General features: G+C 39.2%; 34 protein-coding genes. 25 read left to right on the forward strand and 9 right to left on the reverse strand.

All coding sequences use genetic code 11. The features are described from left to right. Nucleotides 1-18: 18 nt before the first annotated feature. The 6 genes from rfbD (at nt 19) to GO621_RS02135 (ending at nt 3,964) form a co-directional block, all read left to right on the forward strand. Nucleotides 19-882: a dTDP-4-dehydrorhamnose reductase gene (gene rfbD, locus GO621_RS02110; protein WP_157563753.1), complete on the forward strand. Its 864-nt coding sequence runs from the start codon at nt 19-21 to the stop codon at nt 880-882. Between the two features lie 33 nt (nt 883-915). Next, the gene (rfbA, locus tag GO621_RS02115) at nt 916-1,782 is read left to right on the forward strand and encodes a glucose-1-phosphate thymidylyltransferase RfbA (protein ID WP_157563755.1); all 867 of its coding nucleotides are present in this window, start codon (nt 916-918) and stop codon (nt 1,780-1,782) included. Nucleotides 1,783-1,837: 55 nt separating this feature from the next. After that, nucleotides 1,838-2,125, forward strand: a complete 288-nt coding sequence (locus tag GO621_RS02120; RefSeq protein ID WP_157563757.1) for a GNAT family N-acetyltransferase — start codon at nt 1,838-1,840, stop codon at nt 2,123-2,125. 15 nt (nt 2,126-2,140) lie between these two features. Next, on the forward strand, nt 2,141-2,722 hold the full coding sequence (locus GO621_RS02125) for a Crp/Fnr family transcriptional regulator (protein WP_157563759.1): 582 nt from the start codon (nt 2,141-2,143) through the stop codon (nt 2,720-2,722). 124 nt (nt 2,723-2,846) lie between these two features. Then, complete coding sequence (locus GO621_RS02130) at nt 2,847-3,566, forward strand: pirin family protein (protein WP_157563761.1); 720 nt, start codon at nt 2,847-2,849, stop codon at nt 3,564-3,566. 86 nt (nt 3,567-3,652) lie between these two features. Continuing rightward, nucleotides 3,653-3,964 (forward strand): response regulator receiver protein, encoded by a 312-nt coding sequence (locus GO621_RS02135; RefSeq protein WP_157563763.1) that lies wholly within the window; start codon nt 3,653-3,655, stop codon nt 3,962-3,964. A 99-nt stretch (nt 3,965-4,063) separates the two neighbouring features. Here the strand turns inward: GO621_RS02135 and GO621_RS02140 are convergent, their stop codons facing one another. From GO621_RS02140 to GO621_RS02155, 4 genes are all read right to left on the reverse strand, one after another. Further along, entirely contained in the window at nt 4,064-5,128 is a 1,065-nt protein-coding gene (locus GO621_RS02140; protein ID WP_157563765.1) for a glycosyltransferase family 9 protein, read from the reverse strand. 4 nt (nt 5,129-5,132) lie between these two features. Continuing rightward, nucleotides 5,133-5,708 (reverse strand): D-glycero-alpha-D-manno-heptose-1,7-bisphosphate 7-phosphatase, encoded by a 576-nt coding sequence (locus tag GO621_RS02145; protein ID WP_157563767.1) that lies wholly within the window; start codon nt 5,706-5,708, stop codon nt 5,133-5,135. A gap of 185 nt (nt 5,709-5,893) precedes the next feature. Further along, on the reverse strand, nt 5,894-7,768 hold the full coding sequence (locus GO621_RS02150; protein WP_157563769.1) for a glycosyltransferase: 1,875 nt from the start codon (nt 7,766-7,768) through the stop codon (nt 5,894-5,896). A gap of 112 nt (nt 7,769-7,880) precedes the next feature. Continuing rightward, nucleotides 7,881-8,816 (reverse strand): glycosyltransferase, encoded by a 936-nt coding sequence (locus GO621_RS02155; RefSeq protein ID WP_157563771.1) that lies wholly within the window; start codon nt 8,814-8,816, stop codon nt 7,881-7,883. Between the two features lie 275 nt (nt 8,817-9,091). On the opposite strand from GO621_RS02155, the gene GO621_RS02160 reads away from it, so the two are divergent. The 15 genes from GO621_RS02160 (at nt 9,092) to GO621_RS02230 (ending at nt 19,723) form a co-directional block, all read left to right on the forward strand. Continuing rightward, nucleotides 9,092-9,766 (forward strand): cytochrome c biogenesis protein, encoded by a 675-nt coding sequence (locus GO621_RS02160; RefSeq protein WP_157563773.1) that lies wholly within the window; start codon nt 9,092-9,094, stop codon nt 9,764-9,766. A gap of 3 nt (nt 9,767-9,769) precedes the next feature. After that, nucleotides 9,770-9,976 (forward strand): CcmD family protein, encoded by a 207-nt coding sequence (locus tag GO621_RS02165; RefSeq protein ID WP_157563775.1) that lies wholly within the window; start codon nt 9,770-9,772, stop codon nt 9,974-9,976. Between the two features lie 113 nt (nt 9,977-10,089). Then, nucleotides 10,090-11,526: a Glu/Leu/Phe/Val family dehydrogenase gene (locus GO621_RS02170; RefSeq protein WP_198170100.1), complete on the forward strand. Its 1,437-nt coding sequence runs from the start codon at nt 10,090-10,092 to the stop codon at nt 11,524-11,526. A gap of 121 nt (nt 11,527-11,647) precedes the next feature. Beyond that, a complete protein-coding gene (locus GO621_RS02175; protein ID WP_157563777.1) occupies nt 11,648-11,920 on the forward strand; it encodes a hypothetical protein in 273 nt (90 codons plus the stop codon). Further along, nucleotides 11,921-12,226, forward strand: coding sequence for a hypothetical protein (locus GO621_RS02180; protein ID WP_157563779.1), 306 nt, complete (start codon nt 11,921-11,923; stop codon nt 12,224-12,226). A 150-nt stretch (nt 12,227-12,376) separates the two neighbouring features. Continuing rightward, a complete protein-coding gene (locus GO621_RS02185) occupies nt 12,377-12,790 on the forward strand; it encodes a cytochrome c maturation protein CcmE domain-containing protein (RefSeq protein WP_157563781.1) in 414 nt (137 codons plus the stop codon). 8 nt (nt 12,791-12,798) lie between these two features. Then, on the forward strand, nt 12,799-15,261 hold the full coding sequence (locus GO621_RS02190) for a heme lyase CcmF/NrfE family subunit (RefSeq protein WP_157563783.1): 2,463 nt from the start codon (nt 12,799-12,801) through the stop codon (nt 15,259-15,261). A gap of 21 nt (nt 15,262-15,282) precedes the next feature. Continuing rightward, nucleotides 15,283-15,714 carry a nuclear transport factor 2 family protein gene (locus tag GO621_RS02195; protein WP_157563785.1) on the forward strand — a complete coding sequence of 144 codons (432 nt, stop codon included), beginning with the start codon at nt 15,283-15,285 and terminating at the stop codon, nt 15,712-15,714. 276 nt (nt 15,715-15,990) lie between these two features. Next, nucleotides 15,991-16,512: a type II RES/Xre toxin-antitoxin system antitoxin gene (gene parS / locus GO621_RS02200; RefSeq protein WP_157563787.1), complete on the forward strand. Its 522-nt coding sequence runs from the start codon at nt 15,991-15,993 to the stop codon at nt 16,510-16,512. Nucleotides 16,513-16,514: 2 nt separating this feature from the next. Next, entirely contained in the window at nt 16,515-16,964 is a 450-nt protein-coding gene (locus GO621_RS02205) for an RES family NAD+ phosphorylase (RefSeq protein WP_157563789.1), read from the forward strand. Between the two features lie 37 nt (nt 16,965-17,001). Further along, entirely contained in the window at nt 17,002-17,778 is a 777-nt protein-coding gene (locus tag GO621_RS02210) for a Rossmann-like and DUF2520 domain-containing protein (protein WP_157563791.1), read from the forward strand. Nucleotides 17,779-17,803: 25 nt separating this feature from the next. Further along, the gene (locus tag GO621_RS02215; protein ID WP_157563793.1) at nt 17,804-18,136 is read left to right on the forward strand and encodes a 2Fe-2S iron-sulfur cluster-binding protein; all 333 of its coding nucleotides are present in this window, start codon (nt 17,804-17,806) and stop codon (nt 18,134-18,136) included. A gap of 25 nt (nt 18,137-18,161) precedes the next feature. Beyond that, entirely contained in the window at nt 18,162-18,404 is a 243-nt protein-coding gene (iscX, locus tag GO621_RS02220; RefSeq protein ID WP_157563795.1) for a Fe-S cluster assembly protein IscX, read from the forward strand. 96 nt (nt 18,405-18,500) lie between these two features. Next, nucleotides 18,501-19,016 carry a KdsC family phosphatase gene (locus GO621_RS02225; RefSeq protein WP_157563797.1) on the forward strand — a complete coding sequence of 172 codons (516 nt, stop codon included), beginning with the start codon at nt 18,501-18,503 and terminating at the stop codon, nt 19,014-19,016. 128 nt (nt 19,017-19,144) lie between these two features. Continuing rightward, nucleotides 19,145-19,723, forward strand: a complete 579-nt coding sequence (locus GO621_RS02230) for a Maf family nucleotide pyrophosphatase (RefSeq protein ID WP_157563799.1) — start codon at nt 19,145-19,147, stop codon at nt 19,721-19,723. 47 nt (nt 19,724-19,770) lie between these two features. On the opposite strand, the gene GO621_RS02235 is transcribed toward GO621_RS02230, so the two are convergent. The 3 genes from GO621_RS02235 to GO621_RS02245 all read right to left on the reverse strand — a co-directional run bounded on the left by GO621_RS02235 (nt 19,771) and on the right by GO621_RS02245 (nt 23,332). Beyond that, nucleotides 19,771-20,715: a Ppx/GppA phosphatase family protein gene (locus GO621_RS02235; protein ID WP_157563801.1), complete on the reverse strand. Its 945-nt coding sequence runs from the start codon at nt 20,713-20,715 to the stop codon at nt 19,771-19,773. A 378-nt stretch (nt 20,716-21,093) separates the two neighbouring features. Then, a complete protein-coding gene (locus GO621_RS02240; protein WP_157563802.1) occupies nt 21,094-22,425 on the reverse strand; it encodes an ABC transporter permease in 1,332 nt (443 codons plus the stop codon). A 4-nt stretch (nt 22,426-22,429) separates the two neighbouring features. Beyond that, nucleotides 22,430-23,332: an ABC transporter ATP-binding protein gene (locus GO621_RS02245; protein ID WP_157563805.1), complete on the reverse strand. Its 903-nt coding sequence runs from the start codon at nt 23,330-23,332 to the stop codon at nt 22,430-22,432. Between the two features lie 237 nt (nt 23,333-23,569). Here GO621_RS02245 and GO621_RS02250 point away from each other — a divergent pair, with 237 nt between their 5' ends. Both GO621_RS02250 and GO621_RS18980 read left to right on the forward strand, forming a co-directional pair. Beyond that, nucleotides 23,570-23,785: a hypothetical protein gene (locus GO621_RS02250; RefSeq protein WP_157563807.1), complete on the forward strand. Its 216-nt coding sequence runs from the start codon at nt 23,570-23,572 to the stop codon at nt 23,783-23,785. Nucleotides 23,786-23,941: 156 nt separating this feature from the next. Further along, entirely contained in the window at nt 23,942-24,100 is a 159-nt protein-coding gene (locus GO621_RS18980) for a type II toxin-antitoxin system RelE/ParE family toxin (RefSeq protein WP_317163382.1), read from the forward strand. Nucleotides 24,101-24,109: 9 nt separating this feature from the next. Here GO621_RS18980 and GO621_RS02260 read toward each other — a convergent pair whose 3' ends face one another. Next, the gene (locus GO621_RS02260; RefSeq protein ID WP_157563810.1) at nt 24,110-24,274 is read right to left on the reverse strand and encodes a hypothetical protein; all 165 of its coding nucleotides are present in this window, start codon (nt 24,272-24,274) and stop codon (nt 24,110-24,112) included. Next, entirely contained in the window at nt 24,274-24,480 is a 207-nt protein-coding gene (locus GO621_RS02265; RefSeq protein WP_157563812.1) for a hypothetical protein, read from the reverse strand. The genes GO621_RS02260 and GO621_RS02265 overlap by 1 nt, the downstream gene beginning before the upstream one ends. A 201-nt stretch (nt 24,481-24,681) precedes the next feature. Between GO621_RS02265 and GO621_RS02270 the strand changes: the two genes are divergently transcribed. Both GO621_RS02270 and GO621_RS02275 read left to right on the forward strand, forming a co-directional pair. Then, the gene (locus GO621_RS02270; protein WP_157563814.1) at nt 24,682-25,404 is read left to right on the forward strand and encodes a dienelactone hydrolase family protein; all 723 of its coding nucleotides are present in this window, start codon (nt 24,682-24,684) and stop codon (nt 25,402-25,404) included. A gap of 31 nt (nt 25,405-25,435) precedes the next feature. After that, the gene (locus GO621_RS02275) at nt 25,436-26,149 is read left to right on the forward strand and encodes a hypothetical protein (protein WP_198170101.1); all 714 of its coding nucleotides are present in this window, start codon (nt 25,436-25,438) and stop codon (nt 26,147-26,149) included. Nucleotides 26,150-26,157: the final 8 nt, after the last annotated feature.

Raw genomic sequence — 26,157 nt, forward strand, 5'->3', positions numbered from 1 at the left:
ACTTATATTAAAATACCCATGAGTAAAATAGTAGTGTTCGGGGCATCGGGGCAGTTGGGCCAGTGTTTAAAGCAGGTAGCTGCCGAAATGAATATAACAGATATTGCTTTCCCTAACGAAACGGAAGCCAATATTTTAAATACTGAAGCTTTACAGCAGCTTTTTGCTAAACATCAACCCCAATATGTAATTAATTGTGCCGCTTATACGGCTGTTGATAAAGCTGAAGATGAGTTAGGCCTTGCCCGGAAAATAAATAAAACGGGTGTAGAAAACATTGCAGTTTTATGTAAAGAGCATACTACCGCTTTTGTACAGGTTTCTACCGATTTTATCTTTGCCGGCAATACACCGCACCCTTTAATAGAAACAGACCCGGCAGAACCCATCAGCGTTTATGGTTTAACCAAGCTGGAAGGCGAGCAGGTAATCCCGCCAAATACAGAAAAATACTTTATTTTAAGGACAAGCTGGCTTTACTCTGAACACGGCAACAACTTCGTAAAAACGATGCTGAAGCTTGGCAAAGAAAGGGATGAACTGAAAATTATTGCAGATCAGGTAGGGACGCCAACGTATGCAATTGATTTAGCTTCGGCTATCCTGCAAATTATAGAATCTGGCAGTCGGGCTTACGGCATTTATCATTACAGCAACGAAGGTGTTACTTCCTGGTACGATTTTGCACAAGGTATTTTTGATATCAGCAACACCGAAGTAAAAGTCTTGCCTATCCACACAGCAGAATATCCTACAAAGGCTACACGCCCTGCTTATTCTGTAATGGATAAATCTAAAATTAAAAAAACTTTCGGGATAGAAATTCCCTACTGGCGGCATAGTTTGGAAAAATGTATTGCTGCACTTTCTCAAAATCAATAAATATTAACCTCAACCTCATCAACACCAATAATAATGAAAGGAATCATACTTGCCGGCGGATCAGGAACACGCCTTTATCCCATAACTAAAGCAATCAGTAAGCAGTTAATGCCTATATATGATAAGCCGATGATCTATTATCCGCTATCGGTGCTGATCCACTCGGATATACGCGAGATATTGATTATAACTACACCAGAAGACAGCAGCAGTTTTAAGCGCTTGTTAGGGGACGGCAGTGATTTGGGCTGCCGGTTTGAATTTGCGGTACAAGAAACGCCTAACGGACTGGCGCAAGCTTTTGTTATTGGCGAAGAATTTATAGGAAACGATAAAGTAGCACTTATTTTGGGCGATAATATTTTTTACGGCGCTGGTTTTGGCCGTTTAACACGGAAATTTAACCAGGTTGATGGCGCAGCTATTTTCGCTTATCATGTATCAGACCCGGAACGTTACGGCGTGGTAGACTTTGATGATGAGTTTAAAGCACTCTCTATCGAAGAAAAACCGGAGCGCCCTAAATCTAATTACGCAGTACCTGGATTGTATTTCTATGATAACGAAGTAGTACAAATTGCTAAAGATATTCCTTTATCTCCGCGCGGCGAATACGAAATTACTGATGTAAATAAAGTATATCTGGAAAGGAAAAAGCTGCACGTTGGTGTAATGGACCGCGGAACAGCCTGGCTGGATACTGGTACTTTTGATTCGTTAAGTGATGCCACAGAGTTTGTTCGAGTGATAGAAAAACGTCAGGATACAAAAATTGGCTGTATAGAAGAAGTTGCTTTCCGCAGAGGGTTTATTGGTGAAGAGCAGCTTAAAGTATTGGCAGAAAGATACCGTAAAAGTGGTTATGGTAGTTACCTGTTAAAATTGCTTCATTCTTTCTGAGTAATCCTGTAGATCGGGTTAAAACTTTTATGCTTCGTTTATAGTAGTATTTTAAATGAATTTTATGGATCAGGAAATTATTGTAAACGAAGAAGAAAACCAGTTTGAATTAGAATTGCCGCAAGGGCTTGCTTTAATTGCTTATGAAATGGATGGAAAAACCATGTCTATTTTGCATACAGAGGTCCCGGAAGGGGTAGAAGGACAGGGTATTGGCTCACAGTTAGCAAAATATGCCTTGGAATATGCCCGTAAAAACCATTTAAAAGTGAAAAATTATTGCCGTTTCGTTCAGGTGTTTTTACGCAGGCACCCGGAATATAAGGATATAATTGTTCAGTAGTAACCTTCTAACCCAATGTTTGAAGCATTTGATAAAAATATAAGTAACCATGTAAATTTATCAACAGATGAATTGGATCTGGTACATCATCTCTTTCAACATAAAACTTACAGAAAGAAAACATTATTGCTTAGTGAAGGCCAGGTATGCAATTTTGAAGCATATTTAGTTAAAGGCTGCGTAAAAAGATATTACATTGACCCAAACGGCGATGAAGTAATTTTGCAGTTTGCGGTAGAAGACTGGTGGGTAAGCGATATGGTTAGTTTTACCGAACAAGTTCCGTCGCATCTCTATATCGAAACCATAGAAGAAACAGAGTTACTGCAAATTACTTATCCAAACAAAGAATTATTATTTAAGCAGGTGCCACAGTTGGAGCGTGTTTTCCGGCTATTGGTACAACGTGCCTATTCGGTTTTAGAGAACCGTTTTTTTACGGGTTTAACTGCTTCTGCAGAAGAACGTTATTTAAACTTTATAAAAAAATATCCGATCTTGCCCCAGCGCGTGCCGCAATACCAAATTGCTTCTTATCTCGGTATTACACCAGAAGCGCTAAGCCGTATCCGGGCCTCACTTTTGCGCAAAAAGTAGCTGGTTTCTTAATCTGTATCAATACGAACTTCCATTCGGATAGCTGACATTTGTACTGTTAATCAAATCAATAGCAAATTATTCTGCTGTTGATTTTACTGTAAAAATTAACGGTAAAAACAGCATGACAAATACAGTCCTTCATACAGCAAATAGTCGCGGGCACGCAAATCATGGTTGGCTCGATAGTTATCATACTTTCAGTTTTGCTAATTATTATAATCCGGAAAGGATCAATTTTGGTGCGCTTCGCGTTTTAAACGACGATACCGTTGCCGGGGGCAGGGGCTTTGGAAGCCATCCGCACGATAATATGGAAATTGTGAGTATTCCACTGGAAGGCGATTTGGAACACCAAGATAATTTGGGCAATGTGGCCGTTATCCGCAAAGGAGATGTACAAATTATAAGTGCCGGAACAGGGGTTTTTCACAGCGAAAAAAATAAAAATCCGGATAAACCGGTTCAGTTCCTGCAAATCTGGCTGTATCCAAATAAGTTAAATGGCACTCCGCGTTACGATCAGGTTTCTTTAGATGTAAAAGACAGGCACAATAATTTTCAGCAAATACTTTCCCCCAATCCGGATGATGCCGGCGTTTGGATACAGCAGGATGCCTGGTTTAGCCTCGGAAAATTTGACCAGGGTTTTCAAACTAATTATCACCTAAAAAAAACTGATAACGGCGTTTACGCTTTTGTGCTGGAAGGCGATGTAACCATCAACGGACAGCAATTGCACCGCCGCGATGGTTTTGGCATCTGGAATGTAGATCAGCTTCATTTTACAGCTGATTCTGCAGGTGCAGAAGTTTTATTGATGGATATTCCGATGAATATTTAACTGGCTGATCCTTTTTTAATTATTTAATCCGTGAAGCTGGAGGTATCATCTAAAAACATCTTCCGGCTTCTTTCGTTTTCAAAACCATGCACCGTTTAAATATCCTGGCCATCCATCGCGATACTAAAATTTTAGCAACTGTTTTACGATTAATTAATGCTAACGGACAATGGAATGGAATTGGTGCCATTACCAATGAAGAAGCGATTGAACTGTTCCATCAGCAACCCGTTGGCATTGTTTTATTTTGTTCCGGAATTGATCCGGAAAGCGAAGAAAAACTAAAAGCTGTTTTTAGCACCCAAAAACCTGCGCCTATTTTTTTACAGCACTTTGGCGGCGGGAGCGGGTTACTAAGTGCCGAAATTTACGAAGCGTTGGCCAAACAAGGGCATTAACTTCTTTAGTCATTTTGGTTTTTGCTGTCATTCGACCGCAGGGAGAAATCTTCTTTCAACTATAAATTCTAATTACTTCGATTAAGATTCCTCCTAACGTTAAAATGACAGAGTAGCAACAGCTTCCAGAATAGCTTCCACAGCAACTATTTCCGGTACTTTTTCGGCTTCCTTCTGCACAAATTTTAATACTTCATTCTTGCTTTGCAATGCTTCAGGCACTTCAAAAAATAAAACCTTATTCGGCGTTTTCCAAGGTGTATGCTGAGGATTTGTTTGCGCATAAAGTACAATAACCGGGGTTTGCGTTGCTGCTGCAATATGAACCGGGCCAGTATTAACAGCAATCAGCAGCGATGCTTCTTTTATCAGGCAAATAAATTCATCTAACGATAATAATCCTGCAACGGAAAAAGCATTTGTGCCGATGCCCTGCTGAATTTCATCAGTCAGTTTTTTTTCTGATGCAGAACCTGTAATAATAACTTGGCAATCAAAATCTGCAATTAATCTTTTTCCTAATTCAATCCAGTTTTGCGTTGGATATTGTCGTTTTATTTCGCTTACGCCGGGATGCAGAATGATCCATGGTTTTTGCAGATCGATGCTGTTTTTATGCAACTTTTCTTTGGCTGAATTCCAGGCCTTAGGAATTTTGAGTGATAAAAGATCATTAGAAGTTTTTGTGCCGACCGTTGCAACCAAATCCAGATCGCGCTTTACCTGATGTTTGATCAAAGTATAAGGTTCTTCATCAGGAACCCAATTAGTTAAAAGTTCGTAAGGGTTTTCGCGGCAATAAGCTAAGCGTTTTGGAATATCAGCCAGATAAGCAAGCATAACGGCAGGCATTGGGTTCTGACTAAAAACCGTGAAAATTATGGCAGCATCAAATTGCTTTTCCTTCAAAACATCAACCATCTTTAAAAAAACATTGCTAAAAGAAGCATTGGCAGTTTTTACCCAGGGAACATCAAAGGTAATCGTTTCATCAATTTCAGGAATATGAGGTGTAATTCCTGCTGCCATGGAAGAAGTTAGAACGGTAATTTTGCTTTTAAAGGTTTCTTTTAAAGCACGGATTGCCGGGGTTGACATGAGCAGGTCGCCCATATTATCTAACCGGATTACCAGTATATTTTTACAATTTTGCCAACTATCCATCAGTTTACATACCTAAATCGGTACTGTGAACATCTGTAATATAAGCCGCTGCCTGAAAAAAGTTTTTAGCTTTATAATCAGGTGTGCGGTCGGTGTTCATCACCCATTCCGTTTCATTGCCATTATCAATCAAAACAGTTTGGCAACCTGCTTTTTTTCCGGCTTCTACATCATTTAAAATATCGCCGATCATCCAGGATTGTTTCAGGTCTATCTGATGCTCTTCTGCTGCCTGCAAGATCATTCCGGGTTTTGGTTTCCGAAAGTTGCATTCTACTGTGTATTTTGCAACTGTTCCCTGCGGATGATTGAAGCTCCAGTAAAAACCATCGAATTGGATGTTATCTGCTTCTAATAAAGCTTGTATTTTATCTTTTACACCAGCCATGGCTTCTTCTTTAAAATAACCCCGTGCCACGCCAGATTGGTTCGAGATCATGATAAACTTATAACCTTGTGCCTTTAACAATTTTAAGCCTTCGGTTACGCCTTCCTGCAAGGTAATGAGTTCAGGGTTTACGTTGTAAGGGATATCGGGGATCAGCGTTCCGTCTTTATCAATAAAAATGGCCTTGTTCATTTTCTAATTTTCAGCATTTTACCATTCCTGTGCTGTCATTCCGACGATAGGAGGAACCCTCTTTACTTTTGTAGGAGCGGTTCACGAATCGCCCTTACCCATTTGATAAAGATCTCTCCCTGCGGTGGGGGATGACAACGGGATTGATTACAACAATGCTTCTTTTATGCCTATAAAATTGGTATTTATTTTACCGAAGCTGTTTTCGTTATTTTGGTTGTTTTGTTTTTTCTGGTAGATAAATGATTTTCTACCAAACGGGAAATAGTATGTAAAAGATGCAGGTGGATTTCCTGAATCCGATGCGGACTATTAGAAGGTACGATGATATTTAAGTGCGCATAAGTTGCTGCATCGCCGCCGCCTTTTCCAAGTAAGGCAATGCAAGTCATGTGTTTTTTATGCGCAACTTTTATCGCATTCACAATGTTTACTGATTGGCCACTGGTGCTCATGCAAAGTAAAATATCACCTTTTTTACCGTAAGTTTCTATTTGTCGGGAAAAAACATCGTCAAAACCAATATCATTAGCGAAACCTGTAAGTACAGAAGTATCTGCAGCAAGCGAAATAACTGGTAAACCTTGCCTTTCTGAACTTTCAAAATGGCCCATCATTTCTGATGTAAAATGTAAGCTTCCGGCTGCACTGCCGCCATTGCCGCAAACCAGTAATTTTTTATCGGCAGCTAAAGCATTGCTGATTAATGTTGCTGCCTGGGCAACGGGAATACGCAAGGCTCTTTTTGCACGTAAAAAAGTATCGGCAGCTTTATCAAATGCCTGATCGATTAGCATCAACTCATTGTCTTCTTCGCTTCCAAAAGCGTTTCCGTGAATAATTTTCTCGTACATGCTGATGGCCATTTCCGAAATTTTATGCCAGGTAAACAAAGCGTTGACCCTCCTGATGGCATTATCACGCATATCGTTCAGCAGCTTTTTATCGCTTATCAGTTCAAATATTCTCTGGGCAAGTGCATCGGGGTTATTTGGCGGGACCAAAAAGCCTGTTCTTCCATCGGCTACACTGTGCTTAATTCCGCCTACGTTTGCACCAATTACCGGCGTGCCACAAGCCATCGCTTCTAAAGGGGTAATGCCAAAAGGTTCGTACCAGGGCGTTGTGATAAAAATATCGGCAGCAGCATAATAATATTTAAGAATATCGCGGTTTTTGCGGCCAACAAAAGTAACATCAGCCAAAACGCCATGATCTGCAGCAAGCTTTTTCAGGCGGAGCATTTCCGGGTTTTGATCCGTGTCCGGATTGTCTGTTTCTCCGCCCACAACCACTAAACGTAAAGGTGTATCTGTTTTTTTAACTTTAACCAAAGCACGGATCACATTATCTATTCCTTTTCGCGGAACCATCCGGCCTAACTGCAGGATAATGTTTTCGTTGGTTTCGAGGTTGAGGATCATCCGGGCCAGCTTTTTATCGATCGGATAAAATTCTGTCGGACAAAAACCACATGGAATAATGGTGATATTATTCGGGTCGGCGTTGTAATAGTTAATCAAATCTTCCTGGTCCTGCGGACATTCGGCAATAATCTGATCTGCCTTTCGGGCAATATCTTCTTCTATTAAAATACGTTCTTTCGGAAATTTATCTTGTTCGCCCTGATGGATACGGCGAACATGCCCTAAAGCATGATAAGTGATAACGAAAGGTATTTTTAACTGCTTTTTTAAATTGCACGCAACCAGTCCAGACATCCAAAAATTAGCATGGACCAGTGCATAATCCACTTGTTCGCGTGCTATAAAAGCAACCATTTCGGCTGTAAAATCCGGCATGTATTGCAACAGGTCTTCCTTTGGGATAAAATTCTCCGGCCCAGCCGTAATATGAATAATACGCACGCCTTGCACCCAGGAAACAATTTCAGGGAAACGCGCATCATCCCTACGGGTAAAAATATCGACTTCATATCCGGATTGTGCAATATGCTTGGCAAGTTCTCCCACATACACATTTTGTCCGCCACTGTCCACACCGCCCAGCATAGCCAAAGGAGAAGCATGTTCACTGATGAAGGCTATCCTGTTTTTCATTCGTTTAATTTGTTTTTTAAAGATGATGAGTCTGCCATAAACAATAATTGTTTTAGATTTTTGTACTGTAAATCATGCTGGCCCATCAAATAATATTTAGGTTCAAAAGGTCTTAAATTTTAATAAGTAAAGGTTTGCTGGCAATTGTGTTTTCTAACATTTGTTTCCAATCCTTTAAAAAGCGGTTCTGGTTAAAACGTTGTAAGGCTGTTTTTCGGGCTTCTAAACCCATCTGTATGGCTAATTGCTGATTATCCAATAATACCTTCATCTTACAAATCAAGTAATTCAAATCAGAATCTGCAAAACCTGAAACTTCACTGCTTATTAAAGCAGGCAAATCTGTAGTAGCCAACCCTACAACTGGCATGCCTGTCATCATTGCCAGATAAACAGCAAATCCGGGACTTGCGTAACGGTCGGGGCAGAATAAAAATCGGTACTGGCTCAATTTTTCGGGTAAATTCTGGTAAGTAACATCTTCTTTACCAATTTGAACTACCTCCAAGAGTAATGCTTCTTTTACCTGCATAAAAATATCCCGTCCGGTTACACGGCCGTCAGCAGGAAATTCTTCTAAAACAACTACGCCGCTTGCTTTTTCTCCGGTAAAATTAACCGTGTTGGTTGTTACACCGTTTTCAATTACAGTAACCTGTAACTGGTTATTGTCCCACATTAAGGCATTGTAATGATTTACATGAACTAACTGAACATCCTGGTCTTCTACCAGATGTTTCGCATTTGTGGGATGTTGTTTGGGAGGATGATGTTCTAAGTAAATTTTAGGAAGCTGGCGTTGCTGATCAGACAAAACCTCGTATTGCGCGGTTTTATAACTGTATTCATCCTGAAACAAAATACAATCTAATGAAAGGTCTTTTATGGCTGCTTCGTTTGTTTCTATCACATTTTTTTGAGAAGAAAACTGCTGCTGAAAAGAGCTGTTCTGCCCTTCCGGGATATATATATCAAAATCTCCCTGTGCTAACTCAAACAAATATTGTTGGTTAAAAGGCCAGGTAAAGATTTTATAACGTTGGTCCATGTATAGTTTATAATTCAAATAATAGTCTAAATTAATTCTTAATTGCTTTTACAAAAATGACACCTTAAATTAAATAGATCATTTTTAACCAAACATGTAAATTTGATTTTTTGTAATTGCTAACACTGTATTATTTTATTTGGTTTTATATGTTGATAATTTATCATCGTTAAAAACCGCGTATGCTTCTTTTACAGCATAAAAAATAGTGGGTAAAATAGTAAAATATCCTGAAATGAAGATGCAAGTGCTACCTTTGCCTAACAAATTTTAAAATGAAGTTTATTTATAAAAGCTGGTGGAAATTACTTGCTGTGGTTATGGTAATTTATACCCTGATTGCAGGTTTATTGCTGCACGTACCAGCGTTGCCCATCCTGCACGAAACTATTCGTAACCTTTATTTTCACGTTCCTATGTGGATGGCCATGCTGGTTATTTTTAGTATTTCTGTTTTTTACAGCATTCAATATTTACGTACTGGTAAAGAAGAATATGATTTGATAGCTGTCGAATCCGTAAATACCGGCGTAGTGTTTTTTATCTTCGGATTGGTTACCGGGATGATCTGGGCAAAATATACCTGGGGAGATTTCTGGAGCAACGATCCAAAACAGAACAGCGCTGCCATTGCCTTTTTATTGTATTGTGCTTATTTAGTACTTCGTAATTCTATTGACGAAGAGCAAAAGCGCGGCAAAATTTCTGCAGTTTATAATATTTTTGCTTTTCCGATCATGATCGTGCTGATCTTTATTTTACCACGTTTAACAGATTCACTCCATCCTGGAAACGGCGGAAATCCTGCTTTTGGCAAGTATGACCTGGACAGCAGGATGCGTATAGTGCTTTATCCGGCTTTTATTGCATGGCCGCTTATTGCTGTTTGGATTGCCACACTTCGTTACCGTATCCGTTTAATTGAAAACAAAAGAAATACGATAGAATAACTGATGAAAAAAATACTGCTTTCCCTTTTACTATTATTTTCGGCAACATTGCTGTATGCACAAAACAACGATGTTGAAATGGCCGATCAGATGCGGAGCTCCGGAAAAATATATGTTGTTATTGCAACTATTGTCATCATTTTTATTGGTTTGGCAATTTATCTGTTCACTATTGATAAGCGTTTAAAAAAGATCGAACGCGAAAATTAACCCTACCCAATGTTATAACGTATACGCTGGCAATAAAGAAGTTGTGTAATTGGAATAATTTCCTTCAACTTTGTACACCTTTTATAAACCAGTTAACATAACAAAAATTTATTATGAGTAATTCACTTATTATGTCAGAAACTGAGAATCACTTTTTTAGTGATGTTTGTCAGTTTTTTGACCATGCAGCACAATTTACCCAGCACGATGCAGGCTTATTAGATCAGATAAAATCCTGTAACAGCGTTTACCGTTTCCGTTTCCCTATCCGTAAAGGAAATGGGTTTGAAGTGATTGATGCCTGGCGGGTAGAACATTCGCACCACCAATCGCCCACAAAAGGAGGCATCCGTTACAGCGAAATGGTTAATGAAGATGAAGTAATGGCGCTTGCTGCTTTAATGACCTATAAATGCGCTATTGTAAACGTTCCGTTTGGAGGTGCCAAAGGCGGAATCAAGATCAATCCAAAAAATTATTCTGTTCAGGACCTGGAAAATATTACGCGCCGTTATACGGTAGAGCTGATCAAAAAGAACTTTATCGGACCAAGTATTGATGTTCCGGCCCCTGACTATGGTTCTGGGGAACGCGAAATGGGCTGGATCGCTGATACGTATGCAACCATGAACCCCGGACAAGGAGACGCTTTAGGTTGCGTTACCGGAAAACCAATTGCTTTACACGGAATAGCCGGAAGGCGGGAAGCTACCGGCCGCGGTGTTGCTATTGCTACCCGTGAATGTGTAAGCGTTGCAGAAGACATGAAAAAGATTGGCTTAATGCCAGGAATCTCAGGCAAACGCGTAATTGTACAGGGTTTAGGAAATGTTGGATTTTATTCAGCAAAGTTTTTAGCTGAGTTTGGTGCCTTAATTGTTGGTATCTGCGAGTTTGAAGGCGCAATTTACAATGAAGGTGGCCTCGATGTTAATACTGTTTTTGAGCATAGAAAAGCTACAGGTTCTATTTTGGGTTATCCTTTGGCTACTAAAGAGTTTAAAAACACTATGGAAGGCTTGGAGCAACCTTGTGATATTTTAGTTCCTGCTGCTCTTGAAAACCAGATTACAGCTGATAATATTCATCGTATCCAGGCAAAAATCATTACAGAAGGTGCAAACGGACCAACTTCGCCAGAGGCAGAAGCTGTTTTTACTGCCCGTGGCGGAATGATTATTCCGGATATGTATGCCAATGCCGGTGGTGTAACCGTTTCTTATTTTGAATGGTTGAAGAACTTGTCGCACGTTTCTTTTGGCCGTATCAATCGTCGTTTTGAAGAAACAGCAAGTTTAAATTTAGTAAATATGGTAGAAGGGATTACCGGCGTGGCTTTAACACCAATGCAACGTTCTACTATTGTAAAAGGGGCATCTGAACTGGAATTGGTAAACTCCGGTTTAGAAGATACCATGATTCGTTCTTACCATGAAATTCGCGAAACACTCGTTCAAAATCCTAAAATTGATACTTTGCGTACAGCCGCTTTTGTAGTTGCAATTAACAAGATTGCCGTTTCCTACAAAAACCTGGGTGTGTGGCCATAAGTAAATTTTTAGGCGATAAAAGAAGCATTTCTCTTAAATGTTAAACAATTATAGCTTTGATTGCTATTGAAATTAAACTTAATTTAGATAATTATTTTTAAGACAGCTAAATAATATAATTATGAAAAACATTGTTGAGAACAATACAGAGATCGAAAGTAAGATTTATGATGTCTTGAACGATAATGAAAGTTTATGGCATAGTGTTAATGAGGTTGCATCAGTTACTGGCGTTACATCTAACGATATATTCAAAACGATTAATGAGTCGAATAAGTTTGTTTTATCTACAAATGAAGAAAAGCAACCCATTATTACCACCAGAAACCGCTTTAGAAAAGAAGAGCCTTTTTTAAGGAAGTTAGTAGGTGCTTTTAAAAACCGGATAGATTAAATGAATTGGCAAGCCATTCTTTTATCGGTTTTTGGAAGTATTTGTGCTCAGCTTCTTAATTTGGCAGAATTAAGTAAAACACCAAAAAGTAGAAGGCCTGATTTTAAAGACTATGCCTATTGGTTGCCGTTCATTATATATCCTGTAATATCAGCTGTTATTGCCTATGCTTATTTTGATAGTAAAGCTGACGTAAATAAAATGTTAGCTATCCAAATCGGTGCTTCTTCCCCGTTGATAATTAAAAGTTTAGCTAATGCAGTCCCGAATGAAATAACATCAATTTCTGGTAAAAGAAAGATATAAGTTTTATCCGGTAAAAGAAGCATTTCTCTTTTTTGGGGAATGCTTCTTTTGTTTTAGAACGATTCTAAATAGAATATACTAATCCTAAAAAATTGATTACGAACTTTGTTTTGTACTTTTGTATCCTTAATTAAAACAAAGGATTATTCCATGAAAAAAAGTTCGATTTTAGGTATTATAGTAATCGCGGTTGCTATCTGTATCATTATTAGTACTTATGCGGATACCAGCACTTACGGTTCTTTTAAAGAAGCCAAAACAACACACAGCGAACTTCACGTAGTTGGTCATCTCAATAAACAAAAACAACTGATTTACGACGCTAAAAAAGACGCAAATTATTTTTCGTTTTTTATGAAAGATAACAAAGGCGAGGAGTGTAAAATTGTTTTCGCTGGAACCAAGCCACAGGATTTTGAACGTTCCGAACAAATTGTTTTAACCGGACAAATGGTTGGCAACGAGTTTCATGCTTCTAAAATCCTGATGAAATGCCCGTCTAAATACACACAAGACAAAATAGATGTTACAGAGGCAAAAGCAACCAAACAAGCCTCAATTTAATTTTTTTAATGGATATTCAATTCAAAGGTGAGCACCTTTTGCCGGGACAACTCGGCCAGTTCTTTATTATTCTGGCATTTGGTTCGGCCCTGTTTTCTGCTATCAGCTATTATTTCGCTACTGTAAATAAAAATCAACTCGATCAGAGCTGGAAAAAAATGGCCCGGTACAGCTATTTTATCAATACACTTTCAGTAATAGGGATTGGTTCCTGCCTGTTCTATATCATTTATACCAACTTATTCGAGTACCATTACGCCTGGGCGCACTCTTCTAAAACGTTGCCGGTTTACTACATCATTTCCAGTTACTGGGAAGGTCAGGAGGGCAGTTTCTGGCTTTGGGGTTTCTGGCAGGCTTTGTTAGGAAATATTCTAATCTGGAAAGCAAAATCATGGGAAAACCCGGTAATGGCAGTTGTAGCTTTATCGCAAGCTTTCATCGCTTCGATGTTGATTGGTGTAGAAATGTTTGGTACGCGCGTAGGAAGTTCACCCTTTATTCTTCTTAGGCAAGCCATTGAAGCACCAATTTTTAGCCGTCCTGATTATTTAAATTATGTAAAAGATGGTAACGGGTTAAATCCTTTGCTGCAAAATTATTGGATGGTAATTCATCCACCAACTTTGTTCCTGGGTTTTGCTTCCATGGTTGTTCCTTTTGCTTACGCAATTGCCGGTTTATGGCAGCGGCGGTATAAAGAGTGGATCAAGCCGACAATTTCCTATTCCCTTTTTGCCGTAATGGTTTTGGGGACAGGCATTATTATGGGTTCTTTCTGGGCTTATGAATCTTTAAACTTTGGCGGTTTCTGGGCTTGGGACCCGGTTGAAAATGCTTCTTTTATCCCATGGTTAACCTTAATTGGTGGTGTACACGTGCTGGTAGTTTATAAAAATACTGGTCACTCTTATTTTACGGCTGCTTTCTTGGTTATCATAAGCTTTATACTGGTTTTATATGCTTCTTTTTTAACCAGAAGCGGTATTTTAGGCAGCACTTCCGTACATGCTTTTACAGATTTGGGCATGAGCTGGCAACTGCTGGTTTTTTTGTTTGCCTTTATTGCAATTGCTGTGTGGATGCTTGTTTCCCGTTGGAAAGAATTACCGATCACCAAAAAAGATGAAGAAACTTATTCCCGCGAATTTTGGATGTTTGTTGGTGCCATCTTCCTGGCTTTATCCTGTTTACAACTAATTGTTGTAACTTCTATTCCGGTTTGGAATGCTATTTTCGGAACCAAAACTGCCCCGCCAACAGAACCTGTTAAGTTGTATAATATTATACAATCGTCGTTTGCTGTCGTAATTACACTGCTGATGGGATTTGCCCAATTCTTGAAATACAAACGCTCTGATGCAACTACTTTCCTCATCCGGTCTGTTGTTTATTTGTTGTTTGCTGCTTTAATCAGTGGCCTGATTATTTGGGTATCTGGTCTTTATCATACACAACTGGTTTATATGCTGGTTATTTTTGGTTCAGTTTATGCCGTATTGGCCAATACCAAATATCTTGCTGATATTTTTAAAGGCAAAACAAAGCTGGTTGGTTCTGCTGTTGCGCACATTGGTTTTGCTTTATTGCTGATTGGCGCTGTTATTTCCTCCGGAACAAGTAAAGTAATTACTGTTAATGATAGCGGGATTGGTTTTGGAAGTGAGTTTGAAAAAGTAGGTAATTCCCGCGAAAACCTTCGTCTCGATTTTAATACACCAACCAAAGTTGGCCCTTATACCGCAACTTATGTAGGCGATTCTTTAAATGGCCCAAACCATTATTTCAAGGTAAATTATAAGCTGATTGATAGCAAAAGCGGAAAAATAAGGGAAAATTTTACTTTGCTTCCAAATGCACAGGCTAACCGTAAAATGGGTTTGGTTTGTTCTCCCGATACTAAACATTATGTGTTTAAAGACATGTATTCGTACGTAAGTATTGCCTGGCCGATGAAATTTCAGGAAGACCAGATCGCAGAAAAAGAAGGCCACGGAGAAAGTAATGACGATAAAGAATACGCCAAACCGGTTGCCCACGAAATAAATATCGGCGATACCATTCGTTACCGTGCAGGTTTGATTATTTTAAAAGCGCTGAATAAAGATGCAAAAGTGCGCGATATACCAATGGCTAAAAATGATGTTGCAGTTGGTGCGCAGTTGGAAGTACAAAGCAACGGCAAGGTATTTACAACGGAGCCAATTTTTATGATTAAAGGCGGAAGTAAATTTGATTTCAGCAAGAAAGTTGATAGTGCCGATCTGAAAGTGCGTTTTACCAATATTTTGCCCGAAAAAGGTAAAATGGAAATTACAACTTACGTTAAACCAGAAGGCGAGAAGCCATATATCGTAATGAAAGCAATAGAATTTCCGTCGATTAATTTTTTCTGGTCAGGAACAATCATCATGGTAATTGGCTTTTTACTTTCTATCTTCCGCAGAAATAAAGAATTGAAAACTGTTTAAAAACCAGATACTTCTTTTACCATGAAAAAAATAGCAGGCTTAATTTTAATGTTGATAACCACCATTACCATGACTGTAGAAGCGCAATCCAAAGAAGAAATACAGGTAGCCGAAGCCGTTCAAACGTTAACCAAAGCAATGATCGATGGCAACAAAACAGCCTTGGAAAACATTGCTTCTGATGCTTTAAGTTATGGCCATTCGAGCGGAAAAATTCAGGATAAAGCTGCTTTTGTAGATGCAATTGTTAGCGGACAATCAGATTTTGTAACAATTGACCTAACAGAACAAACCATCATCGTAAAAGATCAAACTGCAATTGTTCGGCATAAACTATCGGCACAAACCAACGATGGCGGAAAACCTGGAAACGTAAGTTTGGGAATTATGCTGGTTTGGGTAAAAGAAAAAGGTAACTGGAAGTTATTTGGTCGGCAGGCTTATAAACTTTAAGCTGTCTAAAAAGCCTGTTTAAATTTATCTCAGATCCTTTCGGTATTCCCAGGACTGATACTGATGCTTCTTTTAGCACTATAAAATCCGCATTTAGTCCTGCTGCCTGTATTAATCAAAAGCAAATAACTTGCAGATTTTTAGGTGATAAAAGAAGCATAAGAAATAAATTGAACGAGGTTTAAGCAACCTCTCAAATCCCTGATATTTATTGTAGGAAAAATTTCTGTTTTAGATGGAAAAATTTCTTATATTTGTTTTATACAATAAAGTATCATGGCAAAAAAAGAAATATCATCCAAAAAGAGCGTAATTTCCGGCAGTGCCTCATCTAAAGGAAAAACTACTGCAACTTATGCAAAAAGTGGCGTTGGCAATAAAAATTTAGTTAACGAGCCCGCTGTTGCTTATCAACCTTTATACGCTAATCCCATCAGCCTGTTAAACAGCTCTAAAAAAGGATTAAATGCCAAAGCCGCTTTAGATTTTATTAACCTGTCTGGTTTTACGCAGGAACAATTTCAGGATACTTTTAAAACCACGATCAAAACAATCCAAAATTATGACCGTCAGGAGCTGAAACTGGATGCTTCTTTAAGTGAGAAATTACTTAAATCTTTTGCTCTGTTTGAAAAAGGGATCGAGTTGTTTGGTTCTGCTCAAGCCTTTCATGATTGGCTTCATGTATCAGCTTATGGCTTAGGAAACCAAGTTCCGGTTGAAATGATGGACACCATAACCGGCATTGGTTTGATTGAAGAAGAACTAATCCGGATAGCGTATGGTGATTTAGCTTAAAGATGTTTGTTTACAGGATTACTTTAAGCGTTTATGCTGATGTATTGAAAGCATCTGGCAGGGCGGCAAGATGGAACCCCAATAAAACAGAGATGATCTATACGGCTTCTAATCGTTCTTTGGCTTGTTTGGAGAACGTGGTACACCGTGGCCAGTTAGGTTTGAGTCAGATTTTTAGCATCATGACCATCGAAATAGATGATAAGATCAAAAAGGAAAAAGTACATTTAAGCGAGCTGCCGAAAGACTGGAAAGAATTTGATCAGATGCCGTTTACGCAAACGCTTGGAGAAAAATGGATTACGGCAAACCGGACGGCAGTTCTGGAAGTTCCCTCTTCTATTATAGATGAGGAGGTGAACTATTTAATTAATCCTAACCATGCTGATTTTAAGTTGATCGAGATCATCAAAACAGATCCTTTTGTATTCGATCAACGGATTAAGCTGTAATTTTCTGTATTATGCATGCTTCTTTTATCGACTAAAAATGCGCATCACACTTATTGGTTCGGGCAATGTTGCTACGCACTTAGGCGCGGCGCTTAAAAATGCCGGCCATCAAATTGTACAGGTTTGGAGCCGGAATTTGCAAAATGCGGCTTTGCTGGCATATCATGTAAAAGCTGAACCAATTGATCGGCTTGATGCTATTCATGCTGATACCGATCTCATTATTATCTCTGTAAAAGATGATGCCGTTGAAGACGTTGCTTCTTTTATCAACATAAAAAATGTATTGGTTGTGCATACAAGTGGCGCGGTAAGTATGCAAACTTTGGAAAAGCATTTTATCGATTGTGGCGTTTTTTATCCTTTACAAACATTTTCTAAAAGCCAGGAAATTGATTTCCGTTCTGTTCCGCTTTGTATAGAAAGTACCGATAAAAACAGCACTGAAATTTTGTTTGAACTTGGAAGAACGATTAGTAATCAGGTAACTTATATCGATTCGGCACAAAGAAAAACGTTGCACCTTGCTGCGGTTTTTGCCTGTAATTTTCCTAATTATTTGTATTCGATAGCAACAAAACTGTTGCAGGAACAGCAAATGGATTTCAGCCTGATAAAACCTTTAATTTTAGAAACAGCTTTAAAAGTACAGGAGTTTTTACCGGAAGAAGTACAAACCGGACCGGCAATTCGTGGGGATGAACAAACCATGGCTGCACACCTAAGTTTACTGGAACAAAACCCTGAATTGCAGGAGATTTATCGAATGCTTAGTCAGGATATTATCAAAATGGCCAAATCACGTTCAGCCTGAACTAAAATTATTACTTTTGCGTGTGATGGAAATTTATAACGTCAAGATTAACTTTGAAGAAGCAGGCGTGCAACCTGTTGAACTACCGATTGCCGAAGGAGAATCTGTATTGGATGTTTGCCTGGAAAATGGCATTGAACTGCAACATAACTGTGGCGGTGTTTGCGGATGCAGTACCTGCCATATTTATGTGAACAAAGGCATGGACAATGTGCAGGAAATATCCGATAAAGAAGAGGATTTTATAGACCGTGCTGTTAATCCGCGCATTAACTCGCGTTTGGGTTGCCAGTGTGTAATGATAGACGGTAACATCGAAGTAACTATCCCCGACCAATCCCAATTCCTGGGCCATTAAAAAAACTCAAGTTTTACCTTATTTTATGTTAAATAAAGATTTTGCCCTGCCCATTCACTGGAACGATCACGAAGATATTGCCATGGGCTTATACGAGAAATTCGGTGATGATTTCGACGAATCCAAAATATACCGTATCCGCTTTACCGATTTATTGGAATGGGTTTTAACCCTTCCTGATTTTAAAGGCACTCGCGAAGAAGCCAACGAAGGGCACCTGGAGCAGATCCAATCAGCCTGGGTACACGAGTGGCGCGATAACCAGTAGTATTCGGTTGCCGGTTATCAGTTGCCTGTTGCCGGTTTCTTTAGCAATGCTTAACAGGCAACCCGTAACCGGTAACTTACAACTTCTCTTTTCTGCATGTTCCTCGAAAAACTAAAAAATATCAAAGCATTTATTCTGGATGTTGACGGCGTTTTAACCAACGGCGATGTAACCGTTACAGAAAATGGCGACCAGATGCGGCATTTTAACGTAAAAGATGGTTATGCTATTAACCACGCTGTTAAATCCGGTTATTATGTTGCCTGTATTTCCGGCGGGCGTTCGCAAGGTGTTCTATCGCGTTTAAGTGGTTTAGGCGTGAAAGATGTTTTTCTGGGAATCAGCCATAAATTAGAAGTTTACGAACGCGTAATAGCAGATATGAAGCTAAAACCGGAAGAAATTTTGTACATGGGCGATGATATCCCTGATTTGGACATCATGAGAAAAGTAGGATTGCCAACCTGTCCGGCTGATGCGGTAGAAGAAATAAAAGCAGTGGCAGCATACATTTCGCCAATTTTAGGCGGAAAAGGTTGTGTACGCGATGTGATTGAAAAAGTGCTGAAAATTCAGGATCAATGGATGAAGGAAAACGCAACGAGTTTTTAAGGTTGAAAGCTGAAAGGCAAATAACGTTAAAGGTTAAAAGCTGAAAGGCAAAAGGTTAAAAAGTAAAACGGTATCCGCCATGCCTCCCTCTCCACCGGAGAGGGCCGGGGTGAGGCTAAAAAAGAATCATGCAAAATTTCCCTCCCATCATTCTCGCTTCCAAATCTCCGCGTCGGCAGGAATTGTTAAGGTTGATGAATTTCAACTTTCGTATTGTTTTAAAAGAAGTGGACGAATCTTATCCTGAAAACCTGAAACCGGAAGAAATTGCTGTTTTTATCGCCCAAAAAAAAGCAGCAGCTTTTGATGAAATAGTAGATGATGAAATTGTAATTACCGCAGATACGATTGTTTCTATAGACGATCAAATCCTGGGAAAACCAGAAACACCAGAACATGCCATAGCAATGTTGCAACTGCTTTCCGGCCGAAAACACCAGGTAATTACAGGCGTATGTTTGTTGTACAAGCATCAGCAGAATACTTTTTTTGATGTTTCGGAAGTGCTTTTTCGTCCATTATTGGATGAGGAAATCCGGTATTATGTAGAGAACTTTAACCCAATGGACAAAGCCGGTTCTTATGGTATCCAGGAATGGATCGGTTTGATTGGCATCCAACGCATTGAAGGTTCTTATACCAATGTTGTTGGTTTGCCAACAGAGAAATTGTATCAGCAGCTTTTGGCTATTAGCAATGAGGTGTGAGGTACGAGGTATGCACCAACTTTAACTTTGCAGTTCATACCTCGCAGCTAATTGCTCATACCCTGCACCTCCATCATCTCAGCTAAAACACCTTCTTTCAGAGAATAAGTAGTCATGCTTAACTTTTGAATTTCTAATTTTTGCATGATAAAAGAAGTAATCAGTGAAGCAACCACAATCATATCAACCCGAAGCGGAATAATGCTTCTTTTAGCCAGCCTTTCTTGATGACTGGAATGCTGTAACCAGTTAGCAACTTCATTAAAATCATCAATTTTAAAATTATAGGTTTTGATATTTTTAATATTAAACTGATCCCCTTTTTCAACCTCGATCATTTCGGTATAAGTTTCAAACGATCCGGAAGAACCGATTAAATGTTGGACATCCTGTTTTTTTACTGATAAAAACAGCATCTGCAATTGCTCTTCCAGATATTGGTTTAGCTTGGTCACATTTTCTGCAGTCATTGGATCCACCTGATGGAAAAGTTGCCGTAAACGCTGCGCCCCAATTTCAAAGCTTTGTTTCCAGTAAATTTTCTGGTTATCGCACAAAATAAATTCTACGCTGCCTCCGCCAATATCCAAAATCATGGCTTTTTCTGCGGATAAAATACCCGAACTTTTGACGCCTTTGTAAATCAGTCCGGCTTCTTTTAAACCATCAATCACTTCAATTTCAATTCCTGCACGTTCCTTAACTTTTTGTATAAAATCGTTTCCGTTGGTAGTGCTCCGGATAGCGGAAGTAGCAACGGCACGAATTTCTGATGCTTCTTTTAGCCGTATTTTTTCGGCAAAAAGTTCCATCGTTTTCAAGCCGCGTTCAAAAGCATCAGCTTTAATCAAACCATCTTTCATGCCGCCTTCGCCAAGTTTTACCGCTTCTGTTAGATGCAGTATTTCTTTAAAACCGTTTTCTGCTTTTTCTGCAATTAAAAGATGAAAAGTGTTGGTGCCGAGGTCCATCACGGCCATGCGTTTGTTCATGTCCCGAAAATGCAGAAATAATTTGTTTTTACTTCTTAGTCTTCCTGAGTTTGCCGAAGGATTCTCTTTGTCCGTTCTTTTTGCTTGAACAAAAAGAACCAAAAATTCAAGAATCCCGAATCCCTCAGCCGGGCGGTCTTCAGGCCTCTGCCGGCCTGGGTAGATACCTTTCAAGCACCGATCTCTATATTCAGTCTAACAACTTATCTTTCATTATGCGCTTTTAGGGCTACTTAAAAGGTCATCGCTTAGGTGCGGAAAGGGCCGACAAAACGTCCGGAGGAACCGGGTTTGTCTTGATTTCGTTGGTTCTTTTTCATCAAGGAAAAAGAACGTTAAATACAATTTACCCATGCTTCTTTTATCCACCTAAAATCCTCACTCCTTATAAAAAAACCATTTAGCCAACTCTTTATAGCTGGTTTTTTTGCCATACATCAACACGCCAACGCGATAAATGCGTGCGGCAACCCAGGTGGTGAACAGAAAACCGGCAATCATCATCACCATGGATAAAGCCAGTTGCCAGTCGGGTACGCCAAACGGAACGCGGACCATCATGGCGATAGGCGCTGTAAACGGAATAATGGAAAGCCAGAATGCCAATGTGCTATCAGGATTATTGACTAAGAAAGCAAAGGATAAAATGTAGGTAAACAATAGTGGCAGTGTGATCGGGAACATAAATTGCTGTGTTTCCGTTTCGCTATCAACTGCAGAACCGACGGCAGCAAAAAGTGCGCTGTAAAGTAAATATCCCGACAGGAAATAAAAGATAAAGCAGCCCAGAATGTAAACGTAATTAACGCCTTCCAGAGTTTTTAAGAAACTCATAACCGGATTACCAATTGGCATTTGAGCTTGTGCCGTGCTGTTTTTACCACCTTTTATTTGTGTTTGGTTACTGCTTTGCTCGGTAGTAGTTTCGTTTTTGGTAAAGGCTTTTTCGGCAATATTAGTAACCGTTGTTGAGAGGATAATCCAAAGTAAAAACTGCGTTAAGCCAACCAAACCAACGCCTAAAATTTTGCCTAACATCAATTGAAAAGGTTTAACGGAAGAAACGATCACTTCAATTACACGGTTAGTTTTCTCTTCAATCACGCCGCGCATCACCTGCGAACCGTAAATAAATAAGGAAATGTAGATTAATATAGCAGACGCAACACCAATACCATAAGCAGAAGCCAGGTTGCTGTCTTTTTCGCCGTCATCAGTTAATTGTTTGGTTTCTGCGGAGATATTACTTTTCAGCGTGCTTATTTTCATCACATCAATACCTGCCGCAGCCATATTATTACTGGTTGCAATAGTATTCAACTGGTTTTCTACTTCGTTTACCAATGCAAAATTTGGTTTCTTTTCGGAGAAGATCTGAACATTGCCCTTGTTCGTAAAATCCTTTCCAATAAACAGGATGAATAAATCCTCATTCTTTTTGGCCGATTTTTTTGCTTCCGGCAGTGATTGTTTAGCAGTAGTGAAATGAATATTTTTATGATCTTTCAGTTTCCCTGCAAATACGCCGCTTTCGTCTATCACCTTAACCTGCCGCACTTTATTTAAACTGTCGCTGTTGGCGGCAATCAGGTAAATCACGCCGTACATGGCCAAAATTAGTCCCGGAACCAGGAAAGTCATCAGGATAAAAGATTTCTTTTTTACCCGCGCCAGATATTCACGCTGAATGATAAGTAAAGTTTTGTTCATGTTTTTAGCGGTTTTGATTTACTTTCTGAATAAAAATTTCGTTCATAGTCGGAATCACTTCTTCCAGTTTGTTGATGCTTACTTTAGGAATGAGGTACTGCAATACTTCGTTTACCGTATAATTTTCTTTAAGTTTAATTTGGATCAGATCAGTTTCGGCACCAGGAATATGATGCAGCAGATCAAATGGTTCTGTTCCATCGAAAACTAATTTCCCCGAAAATTCTATTTTGTAAGTATTGTTGCGGTAAGAATTGCGGATCTGTTTTACCGGCCCGTCCAATATTTTATGCGATAGATTGATCAAGGCAATAGAATCGCACAATTCCTCTACCGATTCCATCCGGTGCGTAGAAAAAATAATCGTAGCACCTTTTCGGTTAAGTTCGAGTATTTCATCTTTGATAATTTCTGCATTTACCGGATCAAAACCGCTGAAAGGTTCATCCAGAATAATCAGTTCCGGATCATGCAGAACCGTGCTTACAAACTGCACTTTTTGCTGCATGCCTTTAGAAAGTTCTTCAATCTTTTTGCCCCACCAGTCGCTCATGCCCAACTTTTCAAACCAGGTTTTAATACGTTTTTCCGCATCAGCTTTATCCAATCCTTTTAACCGCGCTAAATAAACCAACTGCTCGCCAATCTCCATTTTCTTGTATAAGCCGCGTTCTTCGGGCAAATAGCCGATGCGCTCGATGTGCGACTGGTTTAATTTTTCTCCGTTGAAATAAACTTCGCCCGAATCCGGTGCTGTAATCTGGTTAATAATGCGGATGAGAGAAGTTTTCCCGGCACCGTTTGGGCCGAGCAAACCAAATATCTTTCCTTTTTCAACTTCTAAACTTACATCATCCAGCGCCCGGTGGCCGGCGTATTGTTTTACAATGTTGCGGATACTTAGCATGCTTCTTTTATCGATGGTTTTTTGAGGTTAGAGGATAGTTGATTTTAAATGTTACAGATTTTAAATTAAAACTTTAAAAAGTAGAAACCATGACAAGATTTTTTAAATTAATTTTTCGTATTCTGCCTTCAGTTTGCGTCCGCCCTTTTCAGTATCCGTTATTTAATTTAGCTTATATTTGTATAAGCCCGGGCTTTTGCCCGTATTAAATTTTAAATCCTTTTAAAAGTTAAAGCAATGAAATTATTAGTTGATGTAAAAGATAATCAGGCGGCTGATTTTATTGAGATGCTAAAATCTTTAAGCCATATTAAAGCTCAGCCTATTTCTGCGCCAGATGCTGCGTTGTTAGCCGAAATAAAAGAAATTAAAAAAGCTTTTAAAAATGTTACTAAAATTAAAGCTGGCAAGTTAAAGGGCCGTTCTGCCCAAGAGTTGTTAAATGAGCTTTAATGTTCTCACAATTCTGCCGTTTGATAAACAATTGAAACGGCTGGTTAAAAAGTTCCTTCCTTAAAAACAGAAATAGCGAGGTTAATAGCAGATTTACAGGAAAATCCTTCTACCGGAACAGCTTTAGGTAACGATTGTTATAAAATAAGGCTTGCAATTGCTTCTAAAGGAAAAGGAAAATCGGGAGGGGCAAGGATAATTACTTATTTAGCTGTTAATAATAATAAAGTATATCTTTTATCTATTTATGATAAAGCAGATCAATCGGATATTACTGATAACGAACTTTTAAGATTACTTGCTCTTGTGACTTGATTTCTCTCCCTACTTCAACCAATAACCAATAATAATTCCAACCACACCAAATGCCCATTTTAATTTATCACTTTCAGAAGGCTCCGTAGCGATAATATAAATACAAAACACCAGCAAAACAGCGGTGATGCCAGTTTGTGCCTGAATTTTTAATTTAGAAGGAGTAGCAGCCATCAGGATTTAAAAGCACGGATTGCCCTTTTGATATTTTCCCCAAAAAAAGATTCGTGGGTAACTTCATCTTCGTCCTGTTCTGGTTTTGGTGCAGCAGCAGTAACAGAATGAGTTTCATTTTGCGTTACTTCGCCACCAATTTTTTGCACGTAAGACGCAACATCAGCTACTTTATTTTCTGGTATTTTAATGTTTAAGGTAGTCATACTGGTATAAATTCTTTTAACCTGATGCAAATGCAGTTAATACTCTCAAAGCTACAAATTAATTTAACAACTTGTTTTACAAATAAATAATACAGGAAAATTAAGAAAAGTCCTGATCGTAATATTTTTCTTACGATAAAAAAAGCATTCACTTCCCCAAAACCATTTCCCCCAAATACTTCTTTTATCAATAAAAAATTTATGTCAGGTTTACAAAATTTCGTGCAGCTGCAGGTTGCTGATGGTACAACCATGCAGGCTTATACTTCTATTCCAACACAAGGCAAAAGTCCGTTTCCAGGTTTAATTCTATTTCAAGAAGCTTTCGGCGTAAACCACCACATCCGCAAATTAGCTGATCGTTTTGCTGATGAAGGTTATCTGGTTATCGCCCCGGAGCTTTTTCATCGTTCCGGCCCTCCGGGTGTTACTATTGATTATACCGATTTTCCTTCGGCTGCGCCGCACATGAAAGCGCTTACCACAGAAGGGCTGGAAACAGATATTCAAGCTGCATGGAGTTGGCTGCAAAATAACAACCAAGTTACTCATGAACATATTGTAGCAACTGGATATTGCCTTGGTGGCCGCGTCAGTTTTCTGGCAAACACTATGTTTCCGTTTAAAGCGGTAGCTTCTTATTACGGCGGCGGTATTGCCCCCGAACTGATCAAGCGGGTTCCTTCTTTAAATGCACCGCATTTATTTTTTTGGGGAGGAAAAGACCAGCACATTCCGAAAGAACAGATTGAAACCATTAAAACAGAATTAACAAATGCCCAAAAGAAATTTATTAACGTAGAGATCTCTGATGCCGATCATGGTTTCTTTTGCGATGAACGCGCCAGCTTTAACGCTGATGCTGCAGAACTGGCCTGGGGATTAACGCTGGAATTTTTTATCAATAAGATGAAACAGGTATGAGGTGCGAGGTTTGAGGTACCTGCTACAGACCTTGAACCTCATAACTCTCACCTCTTACTTCACACTTAAAGCGATGCAACATCCTGCCGATGGTGGAATGATCTATACGGAAACCAACCTCAACCATAGTTTCCCCGAACCGTTAAACACCATCACCTCCTGCTTCTTTTTCCTGTTGGCCCTTTACTGGATTTTCCGGTTAAAGGGCTTTTCTAAACAATATGTTTTTCTCAGCATTGCTTCCTGGATTTTACTGATTGGAAGTATCGGCGGAACACTTTACCACGGTTTGCGGCGCTATCCAATATATATCATGATGGACTGGCTGCCTATTTCTATTTTGTGTTTACTCGCCAGTGTTTACTTCTGGATCAAATTTTCGGGCAAATGGTTTATAGGCGTTATCGCACTGATAGCTTTTATTTTCATTGAAATTCAAATAAGGAAACTGATGCACGGCAACAGTTTACAATTAGGCATCAGCTTAAATTATGCAACTATGGTGTTAATGGTTCTGCTGCCTTTAGTTTTACTGCTGCTCAAAATGAAAGGGCACAACTGGCAGTTTATTGTTGCAGCTTTAATTTCTTTTGGCATTGCTTTGTTTTTTCGCGTTGCGGATGGCTGGGCATTGCTTACTGTGGGAACACATTTTTTATGGCATACTTTCGGCGCCATTGCAACGGCATTGATGTTTGTGTTTTTAAAACGGATAGCAGAAGATAAGTTGGTAAAAGTTGATTGATGCTTCTT

The organism is Mucilaginibacter arboris (genome assembly GCF_009754915.1).
Lineage (GTDB): Bacteria > Bacteroidota > Bacteroidia > Sphingobacteriales > Sphingobacteriaceae > Mucilaginibacter_A > Mucilaginibacter_A arboris.

What these genes read in the sequence shown, in the direction of transcription:
- GO621_RS02205 (WP_157563789.1), top strand. Translation starts at nt 16,515, where the DNA reads ATGTTTGTTTACAGGATTACTTTAAGCGTTTATGCTGATGTATTGAAA.
- GO621_RS02165 (WP_157563775.1), top strand. Translation starts at nt 9,770, where the DNA reads ATGAAAAAAATACTGCTTTCCCTTTTACTATTATTTTCGGCAACATTG.
- rfbA (WP_157563755.1), top strand. Translation starts at nt 916, where the DNA reads ATGAAAGGAATCATACTTGCCGGCGGATCAGGAACACGCCTTTATCCC.
- GO621_RS02170 (WP_198170100.1), top strand. Translation starts at nt 10,090, where the DNA reads ATGAGTAATTCACTTATTATGTCAGAAACTGAGAATCACTTTTTTAGT.
- rfbD (WP_157563753.1), top strand. Translation starts at nt 19, where the DNA reads ATGAGTAAAATAGTAGTGTTCGGGGCATCGGGGCAGTTGGGCCAGTGT.
- parS (WP_157563787.1), top strand. Translation starts at nt 15,991, where the DNA reads ATGGCAAAAAAAGAAATATCATCCAAAAAGAGCGTAATTTCCGGCAGT.
- GO621_RS02225 (WP_157563797.1), top strand. Translation starts at nt 18,501, where the DNA reads ATGTTCCTCGAAAAACTAAAAAATATCAAAGCATTTATTCTGGATGTT.
- GO621_RS02120 (WP_157563757.1), top strand. Translation starts at nt 1,838, where the DNA reads ATGAATTTTATGGATCAGGAAATTATTGTAAACGAAGAAGAAAACCAG.
- GO621_RS02150 (WP_157563769.1), bottom strand. Translation starts at nt 7,768, where the DNA reads ATGAAAAACAGGATAGCCTTCATCAGTGAACATGCTTCTCCTTTGGCT.
- iscX (WP_157563795.1), top strand. Translation starts at nt 18,162, where the DNA reads ATGTTAAATAAAGATTTTGCCCTGCCCATTCACTGGAACGATCACGAA.
- GO621_RS02125 (WP_157563759.1), top strand. Translation starts at nt 2,141, where the DNA reads ATGTTTGAAGCATTTGATAAAAATATAAGTAACCATGTAAATTTATCA.
- GO621_RS02130 (WP_157563761.1), top strand. Translation starts at nt 2,847, where the DNA reads ATGACAAATACAGTCCTTCATACAGCAAATAGTCGCGGGCACGCAAAT.
- GO621_RS02260 (WP_157563810.1), bottom strand. Translation starts at nt 24,274, where the DNA reads ATGGCTGCTACTCCTTCTAAATTAAAAATTCAGGCACAAACTGGCATC.
- GO621_RS02230 (WP_157563799.1), top strand. Translation starts at nt 19,145, where the DNA reads ATGCAAAATTTCCCTCCCATCATTCTCGCTTCCAAATCTCCGCGTCGG.
- GO621_RS02185 (WP_157563781.1), top strand. Translation starts at nt 12,377, where the DNA reads ATGAAAAAAAGTTCGATTTTAGGTATTATAGTAATCGCGGTTGCTATC.
- GO621_RS02195 (WP_157563785.1), top strand. Translation starts at nt 15,283, where the DNA reads ATGAAAAAAATAGCAGGCTTAATTTTAATGTTGATAACCACCATTACC.
- GO621_RS02215 (WP_157563793.1), top strand. Translation starts at nt 17,804, where the DNA reads ATGGAAATTTATAACGTCAAGATTAACTTTGAAGAAGCAGGCGTGCAA.
- GO621_RS02240 (WP_157563802.1), bottom strand. Translation starts at nt 22,425, where the DNA reads ATGAACAAAACTTTACTTATCATTCAGCGTGAATATCTGGCGCGGGTA.
- GO621_RS02235 (WP_157563801.1), bottom strand. Translation starts at nt 20,715, where the DNA reads ATGAACAAACGCATGGCCGTGATGGACCTCGGCACCAACACTTTTCAT.
- GO621_RS02160 (WP_157563773.1), top strand. Translation starts at nt 9,092, where the DNA reads ATGAAGTTTATTTATAAAAGCTGGTGGAAATTACTTGCTGTGGTTATG.
- GO621_RS02145 (WP_157563767.1), bottom strand. Translation starts at nt 5,708, where the DNA reads ATGAACAAGGCCATTTTTATTGATAAAGACGGAACGCTGATCCCCGAT.
- GO621_RS02190 (WP_157563783.1), top strand. Translation starts at nt 12,799, where the DNA reads ATGGATATTCAATTCAAAGGTGAGCACCTTTTGCCGGGACAACTCGGC.
- GO621_RS02245 (WP_157563805.1), bottom strand. Translation starts at nt 23,332, where the DNA reads ATGCTAAGTATCCGCAACATTGTAAAACAATACGCCGGCCACCGGGCG.
- GO621_RS02140 (WP_157563765.1), bottom strand. Translation starts at nt 5,128, where the DNA reads ATGGATAGTTGGCAAAATTGTAAAAATATACTGGTAATCCGGTTAGAT.
- GO621_RS02135 (WP_157563763.1), top strand. Translation starts at nt 3,653, where the DNA reads ATGCACCGTTTAAATATCCTGGCCATCCATCGCGATACTAAAATTTTA.
- GO621_RS02180 (WP_157563779.1), top strand. Translation starts at nt 11,921, where the DNA reads ATGAATTGGCAAGCCATTCTTTTATCGGTTTTTGGAAGTATTTGTGCT.
- GO621_RS02175 (WP_157563777.1), top strand. Translation starts at nt 11,648, where the DNA reads ATGAAAAACATTGTTGAGAACAATACAGAGATCGAAAGTAAGATTTAT.
- GO621_RS02210 (WP_157563791.1), top strand. Translation starts at nt 17,002, where the DNA reads ATGCGCATCACACTTATTGGTTCGGGCAATGTTGCTACGCACTTAGGC.
- GO621_RS02250 (WP_157563807.1), top strand. Translation starts at nt 23,570, where the DNA reads ATGAAATTATTAGTTGATGTAAAAGATAATCAGGCGGCTGATTTTATT.
- GO621_RS02270 (WP_157563814.1), top strand. Translation starts at nt 24,682, where the DNA reads ATGTCAGGTTTACAAAATTTCGTGCAGCTGCAGGTTGCTGATGGTACA.
- GO621_RS02265 (WP_157563812.1), bottom strand. Translation starts at nt 24,480, where the DNA reads ATGACTACCTTAAACATTAAAATACCAGAAAATAAAGTAGCTGATGTT.
- GO621_RS02155 (WP_157563771.1), bottom strand. Translation starts at nt 8,816, where the DNA reads ATGGACCAACGTTATAAAATCTTTACCTGGCCTTTTAACCAACAATAT.